General features: G+C 52.0%; 1 pseudogene. It reads left to right on the top strand.

The window, feature by feature from the left end:
* Nucleotides 1-277 (top strand): annotated as a pseudogene (locus ACFRAK_RS29740) (D-alanyl-D-alanine carboxypeptidase); the annotation flags it as partial.

Here is a 277-nt window from a genome sequence, read left to right as displayed (position 1 = left end):
TCCGTGCGTATGCTTATGAAGGACTAGATGGCTTGAAGACGGGACATACCAGTGCGGCGGGATACTGCTTTGCCGGAACGGCTGAGCGCGATGGCGTTCGCCTGATCAGCGTTGTTATGGGTACCAAAAGCAATGCTGATCGTTTCAAAGAGACCCGTAAAGTCTTGGACTACGGTTTTGAGAACTTTGAAGTGAAGGAAATCCTGCCTGCGAGCACAACGGTGGAGGGACTGGAAACGGTAGGTGTCAAGAAGGGGAAAGAGAAGCAAACCGCTCT

This window comes from Peribacillus sp. NPDC056705 (assembly GCF_043656335.1).
This window is presented reverse-complemented; position numbering and strand designations above follow the sequence as displayed.